Origin of the sequence: Nostoc sp. UIC 10607 (assembly GCF_047228265.1) — a bacterium.
In the GTDB taxonomy this organism is placed as follows: Bacteria; Cyanobacteriota; Cyanobacteriia; order Cyanobacteriales; family Nostocaceae; genus Nostoc; species Nostoc foliaceum_A.
Genome location: NZ_JBIQNW010000215.1, coordinates 1 through 882, shown reverse-complemented (window position 1 = coordinate 882; position 882 = coordinate 1). Strand labels below are relative to the sequence as shown.

Below are 882 nucleotides of genomic sequence, written 5' to 3'. Positions count from 1 at the left end.
CTAATGTATAAAATATCCTTTCCTAAATTTTACTCATCTCAATAATTTTTTTGCACTTGTGAGAAATCCGGGTTTAACCTGCCGATTAAAAAAGATGCGTTGTGCTTACGTTTCACGGATGTATACGGATTATTCCGTTATCAAAACGCTACATCAGCTATTTCAAACCATCGTGCGTCCTATTAAGAAGGCAGGAGGCAGGAGTTTCAGTTGGAATCCCCATAAATAAATTTAGGGGATTTAGTAAGGACGTATAATTCCAAAGCGCTGTGCGTCTCGGAAAAATATTTTTATTTTTTTCATAAATTTAGGGGCTTTAAACCCTATGGCAGAGGGCAAAAAATGTATTTTCTTCCTTCTGCCTTCTGCCTCCTGCCCTCTGCCTTTCTTCGGTAATTTGCTCGTTTTAAAGGAATATTAGCAATGTTTTCAGATGTTGAGTTTCGCTTACGAAGTAGAGTTAAGACTGATAGCTCCGAAGCAATGCTGTTTAAGTATTTAAACTCCAGAAATACTCTTTATCCTGCTAAGGATATGGTGATGATTGCTATTAGCAGCTATTGGCTTCCTTTAGCCTATCAAGCTGAAGAGCAACCCGTAGATTTAGAACCACACATTCGTGCTTGTCTTTACCGCCTTCAACTTCACTCTTCATATCTGATGGGACTGCTGGGAGAAATCCCGTCTCAGGCAGCCACGATGATTGCAGTAGACAGAAATTCACTTTCATCACTTTCCCTTCCATCCAATATTCCCCCAACAGAACCATCTAAGATTCCCGCAACAGAACTATCTAAGATTCCCCCAACAGAACCATCCAATATTCCCCCAACAGAACAAAGACAGTTAAAAGTTGACTGGTTAAATCCTTTTTCAACTTTA

1 protein-coding gene is annotated in these 882 nt (G+C 39.5%); it reads left to right on the top strand.

Going from position 1 to position 882, the window contains the following annotated elements; genetic code table 11:
• Positions 1-423: 423 nt before the first annotated feature.
• A partial coding sequence (locus ACEYW6_RS36470) for a hypothetical protein (protein ID WP_412983649.1) occupies positions 424-882 on the top strand: 459 nt, incomplete at its 3' end.